Origin of the sequence: Brevundimonas sp., from assembly GCF_032107865.1 — a bacterium.
GTDB lineage: Bacteria > Pseudomonadota > Alphaproteobacteria > Caulobacterales > Caulobacteraceae > Brevundimonas.
Genome location: NZ_DAMCNG010000196.1, coordinates 1 through 4,842, shown reverse-complemented (window position 1 = coordinate 4,842; position 4,842 = coordinate 1). Strand labels below are relative to the sequence as shown.

At 67.1% G+C, this 4,842-nt stretch carries 7 protein-coding genes and 1 tRNA gene; 7 read left to right on the top strand and 1 reads right to left on the bottom strand.

Annotation, left to right across the window (positions count from 1 at the left end):
* The coding region (locus tag RT567_RS13525) for an oxidoreductase C-terminal domain-containing protein (RefSeq protein ID WP_313576811.1) at positions 1-123 on the top strand (123 nt) is incomplete at its 5' end.
* A 196-nt stretch (positions 124-319) separates the two neighbouring features.
* Here the strand turns inward: RT567_RS13525 and RT567_RS13520 are convergent.
* Positions 320-394: transfer RNA gene (locus tag RT567_RS13520), tRNA-Thr, on the bottom strand.
* A gap of 395 nt (positions 395-789) precedes the next feature.
* Between RT567_RS13520 and murA the strand changes: the two genes are divergently transcribed.
* The 6 genes from murA to RT567_RS13490 all read left to right on the top strand — a co-directional run.
* On the top strand, positions 790-2,079 hold the full coding sequence (gene murA / locus RT567_RS13515) for a UDP-N-acetylglucosamine 1-carboxyvinyltransferase (protein ID WP_313576810.1): 1,290 nt from the start codon (positions 790-792) through the stop codon (positions 2,077-2,079).
* On the top strand, positions 2,069-2,572 hold the full coding sequence (locus RT567_RS13510; protein WP_313576809.1) for a DUF2948 family protein: 504 nt from the start codon (positions 2,069-2,071) through the stop codon (positions 2,570-2,572). The genes murA and RT567_RS13510 overlap by 11 nt, the downstream gene beginning before the upstream one ends.
* Entirely contained in the window at positions 2,569-3,036 is a 468-nt protein-coding gene (locus RT567_RS13505; RefSeq protein ID WP_313576808.1) for a UPF0262 family protein, read from the top strand. Before RT567_RS13510 ends, RT567_RS13505 begins: the two co-directional genes overlap by 4 nt.
* Positions 3,037-3,141: 105 nt before the next feature.
* Entirely contained in the window at positions 3,142-3,360 is a 219-nt protein-coding gene (gene infA, locus RT567_RS13500) for a translation initiation factor IF-1 (protein WP_003164348.1), read from the top strand.
* A gap of 8 nt (positions 3,361-3,368) precedes the next feature.
* Entirely contained in the window at positions 3,369-3,968 is a 600-nt protein-coding gene (locus tag RT567_RS13495; protein WP_313576807.1) for a nucleoside triphosphate pyrophosphatase, read from the top strand.
* A partial coding sequence (locus tag RT567_RS13490; RefSeq protein ID WP_313576806.1) for a ribonuclease E/G occupies positions 3,968-4,842 on the top strand: 875 nt, incomplete at its 3' end. The genes RT567_RS13495 and RT567_RS13490, both read left to right, overlap by 1 nt.

Here is a 4,842-nt window from a genome sequence, read left to right as displayed (position 1 = left end):
GAGGCGGTCAACGCCCCCGCCGACTTCATGGGCGGGCGGATGCTGATCGGGAAGGGAGCGGCAGTCTCGGCTGAGCGACTGATTGATTCTGCGACATCCATGAAGGCTGTCGCCCTGTCTTGAGACGGGCGACGGAATGGCGGTGTCGGTCAGGCGAGCGGGCCTGCCGGCATCGCCTGCATCCAGCAACGATTCTGCCTGACCGAGGCGTGAAGACGCCTGCGCCGGACGTGATACGTCAGGCGGGAAGACAAATACTTGATTGAAATGGTAAAATTGGCCTCGGCCCTTGCCGATCTGAAATCAGCAAGGGCCGAGATGGTGCCGCCGGGCAGGATTGAACTGCCGACCTCAGCCTTACCAAGGATGCGCTCTACCACTGAGCTACGGCGGCGGGTCACTGAGGAAGCGGCCGTATAGCCAAAGGTTTCGGCCGGGCCAAGCCAAAAATGCATGCTTGATCAAAATCTTTGCACGCGGTCTGCTGCCAGCATGGATAAGCCGATCAAAGACGCGGACGAGACGGGGCGAGACGCAGACTCGTCCCCTTCTGCCAGCCCCGCAGCCTTGGCCAAGGCCGAGCGCGCGGCGCGTCTGGCGGCCGCCCTGCGCACGAATCTGCGTCGCCGCAAGGCGCCGGGAGCGGGCGGCGCGCGGCCGCCGAGCGAAAGCAACTGAAAGTCATCCGTCTTGCGACGTTACGGCCTTTCGCGGGCGCCGTCCGGCTTGCTAGATAACCGGTTCGCCGGGCCGTAGGGGTCCGGGCCTCCCAGGACTTCCCCGACACCCATGGACAGCATCGTCATTCACGGCGGCAATCGCCTCAACGGCTCCATTCCGGTCAGCGGAGCCAAGAATTCGGCGATCAAGCTGATGGCGGCGTCGATTCTGACGGATCAGCCTCTGCTGCTGACGAACATGCCGCGTTTGGCGGACACGCGATTCCTGGGACAGCTGCTGCGCCAGTTCGGCGTGCAAGTGACCGAGCGGGACGGCGCCGACGGGCAGGAGACCCTGTTCCATGCGCCGGAGCTGACCTCGACCTTCGCCCCCTATGACCTGGTGCGTCAGATGCGAGCTTCGTTCAACGTGCTGGGGCCGCTGCTGGCGCGCACGGGTAACGCCAAGGTCTCTCTGCCAGGCGGCTGCACCATCGGCGCGCGGCCGGTCGATCTGCACCTTCAGGCCCTGACGGCCATGGGCGCGGCGATCGAGCTGGAAGAGGGCTATGTCACCGCCACCGCGCCCAAGGGCCTGCGCGGGGCCGAGATCGAGTTCCCGTTCGTTTCGGTCGGCGCCACGGAGCACGCTCTGCTGGCCGCCGTGCTGGCGGATGGCGTAACGGTGCTGAAGCGCGCCGCGCGTGAGCCGGAGATCGGCGACCTGGCCCGCTGCCTGATCGCCATGGGCGCGAAGATCGAGGGGCTGGATACGGACGTGCTGACGATCACCGGCGTCTCGTCCCTGTCGGGCGCGACCTGGTCGGTGATTCCCGATCGGATCGAGATGGGCTCTTATGCCTTGGCTGCGGCGATGGCCGGGGGCGAGGTGCGTCTGACCAAGGGGCGCGCCGACCTGATCACCGCCCTGACCGACAAGATGGTCGAGGCGGGCGTCGAGATCGAACCGACCGAGGACGGTCTGATCGTCCGTCGCGATTCGACGCAACGGCTGAAGGCCGTCAACGTCACGACCGAGATCTATCCGGGCTTCGCCACTGACCTGCAGGCGCAGTTCATGGCTTTGATGACGACGGCCGAAGGCGAAAGCGTCATCCACGAGAACATCTTCGAGAACCGCTTCATGCATGCGCCGGAGCTGGCGCGACTGGGCGCCGACATCACCGTCCATGCGGGCGAGGCCGTGGTGCGCGGCGTCGAGGGGCTGAAGGGCGCGCCGGTCATGGCGACGGATCTTCGCGCCTCCATGTCTCTGGTCATCGCCGGTCTTGTGGCCGAAGGTGAGACGACGGTCGGCCGCGTCTATCATCTGGATCGCGGTTTCGAACGGATGGAAGAGAAGCTGGGCGCGTGCGGCGCCGATGTCCGACGGATCAAGGGGGAGGGCGATGAGCACTGACGGCGAACCGATCTCGGCCCTGACCGACGACGTCGTGGGCGAAGGCGCAGCGGGTGAAAGCCTGACGCCGATGACGCCTCTTCGCCTGTTGGCCGAGGATGCGGACGACCTGCAGATCATCTCGGCCGCGCTTCAGGACGCCATCATGCGTCCGGTCGACATCCGCTGGGAGAAGGAGGCGCGGCGTCTGACCGTCGTCCTGTCGCGCTTCTGCTGGGAATGCGGCGGCACGCGGGTCATGGCGGCCATGCAGTTCGGCGACGTCCAGGCGGTCAAGAGCCGCCGCCTGCCGCGTCTGCCCGAGGCGGCGCTGGAGCTGTTGGCGCTCGACTTCCTGCCGACCGAGGCGCCGGGCGGTCAGGTGATGATGATGTTCGCGGGCGGCGGCGATCTGCGGATCGACGTGGAGTGCCTGGATGCGGTGCTGACCGACCTGTCCGAACGCTGGCCCGCGCGGGTGGCGCCGACCCATCTGGACGGAGCGGCGGAATGAGCGGGCCGCACAAGCTGACCTCGATCGAGATCGACAGCGCCTCCCTGCCGGCCGCCACGGCCGAGATCGAGCACCAGCGCCGGGTCGCCATCTTCGATCTGGTCGAACAGAACAGTTTCGTCCCGGACGGCGCGGCGGGCGGTCCCTACGCCCTGGCCCTCTCGTCGCAGGATAATCGTCTGGCCTTCGACATCGCCGGACCGGATTTCAGCCGGACGCATGTTCTGTCGCTGACGCCGATGAAGACGGTGATCCGTGACTACGGCCTGATCTGCGAAAGCTACTATGAGGCCCTGCGCGGCTCTTCGCCCAGCCAGATCGAGTCGGTCGATATGGGGCGGCGCGGTCTGCACAATGAAGGGGCCGCCCTGCTGAAAACCCGGCTGGACGGCAAGGTGGAGATCGACCAGGAGACGGCGCGCCGTCTCTTCACCCTGGTGTGCGCCCTCTACCGTCGGGGCTGAACTCGACTATCCAAGCGTTTTGGTGCATTAGGCGCCCTCACTTTCACGGCTCGCGCTCACGCTCGGCGCGGGCCCGTAGCTGTTCACACGGGCGAGAGAGGCCGCATGGCTAAGGAAGAACTGCTGGAATTCCCCGGCGTGGTCAGCGAATTGCTGCCCAACGCGACGTTCCGCGTGACGCTGGAAAACGATCACGAGATCATCGCCCACACTGCGGGCAAGATGCGCAAGAACCGCATCCGGGTGCTGGCTGGCGACAAGGTGCTGGTCGAAATGACGCCCTATGACCTGACCAAGGGTCGCATCACCTACCGCTTCAAGTAAGGACGCGCGTGTCGCGTCCTGACGCCTTGGCTCCGAGGTTGATTCTGGCCTCGTCGAGCCCGCGCCGCATCGAATTGCTGGCGCAGATCGGCATTGCGCCTGATCTGGTCGATCCCGCCGATATCGACGAAACCCCTGAAAAGGCCGAGACGCCGCCGCGTCTGGCTCAGCGCCTGGCCTGTTCCAAGGCGGCGGTCGTGGCCGAGCGTCACCCCGATGACGTGGTCCTGGCGGCTGACACCGTGGTGGCAGTGGGGCGCCGCCTGTTGGAAAAGCCCGCGGACGAGGCGGAGGCGATCCGCTTCCTGAAGCTGCTGTCCGGGCGCAATCATCGCGTCTTTACCGGCGTGGCCGTGATTTGCGGCGGGCGCACCTCCTGGCGCGTGGTCGACACCCGCGTCAGCTTCAAGCCGTTGTCTCAGGACGAGATCGCCGGCTATGTCGCTTCGGGCGAATGGCGCGGTAAGGCCGGGGGCTATGGCATTCAGGGCCGGGCCGCCGCCTTCATCACCCGAATCGTCGGCAGTCCCCCCGCCGTCATGGGCCTGCCGCTGTATGAGGCGGCGAATCTGCTGCGCGGCGCAGGCTGGCGAGGCGAGGCGGCCTGATGGCCGATGTCGAGGTCTTCCTGGACGCAGCTCCGGGCGAGACCCGAGGCGTGGTCTTTCGCGACGGCCGCGCCAGCGCCCTCATTATACATAGAGACGACGACCGGCCCGAGCATCGCCTGGGGGCGCGCGTCGTCGGCCGTGTGGCGCGCCTGGCGCCGGGCCTGCACGGCGCCTTCATCGATCTGGGCTGCGGCGAGCCGTTCGGTTTTCTGCCGTTGGGCAAGGCGGATCGTCCGGCGGAAGGCGCCAAGCTTGAACTTTTGATCACGGCCGAGCCGCGCGAGCGGAAGGGGCCGGTCTTGCGCCGCCTGGGAGAGGCGAACGGCGAGCCGCGTCTGCTGGCGGTCGGACCCGATGTCGCCGCCATTCTGAACCAGCTGGCGCCGGGCGCGCCTGTGACGACGGGCGTTGAGGCGATCCGTGCGGCGCTGGAGGTTGAAGAAGAAGCTCTGTCCGGCGGCGTGGTCGAGCCGGGCGTGGGGCTGGATCTGGCCGTGCAACGGACGCGGGCCCTGATCGCGGTCGATATCGATTACGCACCCGCCGCCGGTCGCGATTCCCGCAAGGGGCGCGAGGCGGTGAATCGCGAAGGTCTTCGCCAGACGGCGCGGCTGCTGGCGCTGAAAGGGTGGGGCGGTCTGGTTGTCATCGATCTGGTAGGCGTTGGCCTGCATCCAGAGACCACTCTATCCATGGCGCGTTTGGCGTTCGCCGATCACGACGGGGCGGCGATCGGACCGCTCAGCCGGTTCGGCCTGCTGCAACTGTCTCTGCCGTGGGGGCGTACGCCGGCGGACGAGCGGTTGGCGGCGACGGGCGCGCAGGAGATCGGCGCCCTGCGTCGGCTGCGGCTCGCCTTGCTGACGGATCG

Coding starts and splice junctions, on each gene's coding strand:
- murA (WP_313576810.1), top strand. CDS start 790: ATGGACAGCATCGTCATTCACGGCGGCAATCGCCTCAACGGCTCCATT.
- RT567_RS13510 (WP_313576809.1), top strand. CDS start 2,069: ATGAGCACTGACGGCGAACCGATCTCGGCCCTGACCGACGACGTCGTG.
- RT567_RS13505 (WP_313576808.1), top strand. CDS start 2,569: ATGAGCGGGCCGCACAAGCTGACCTCGATCGAGATCGACAGCGCCTCC.
- infA (WP_003164348.1), top strand. CDS start 3,142: ATGGCTAAGGAAGAACTGCTGGAATTCCCCGGCGTGGTCAGCGAATTG.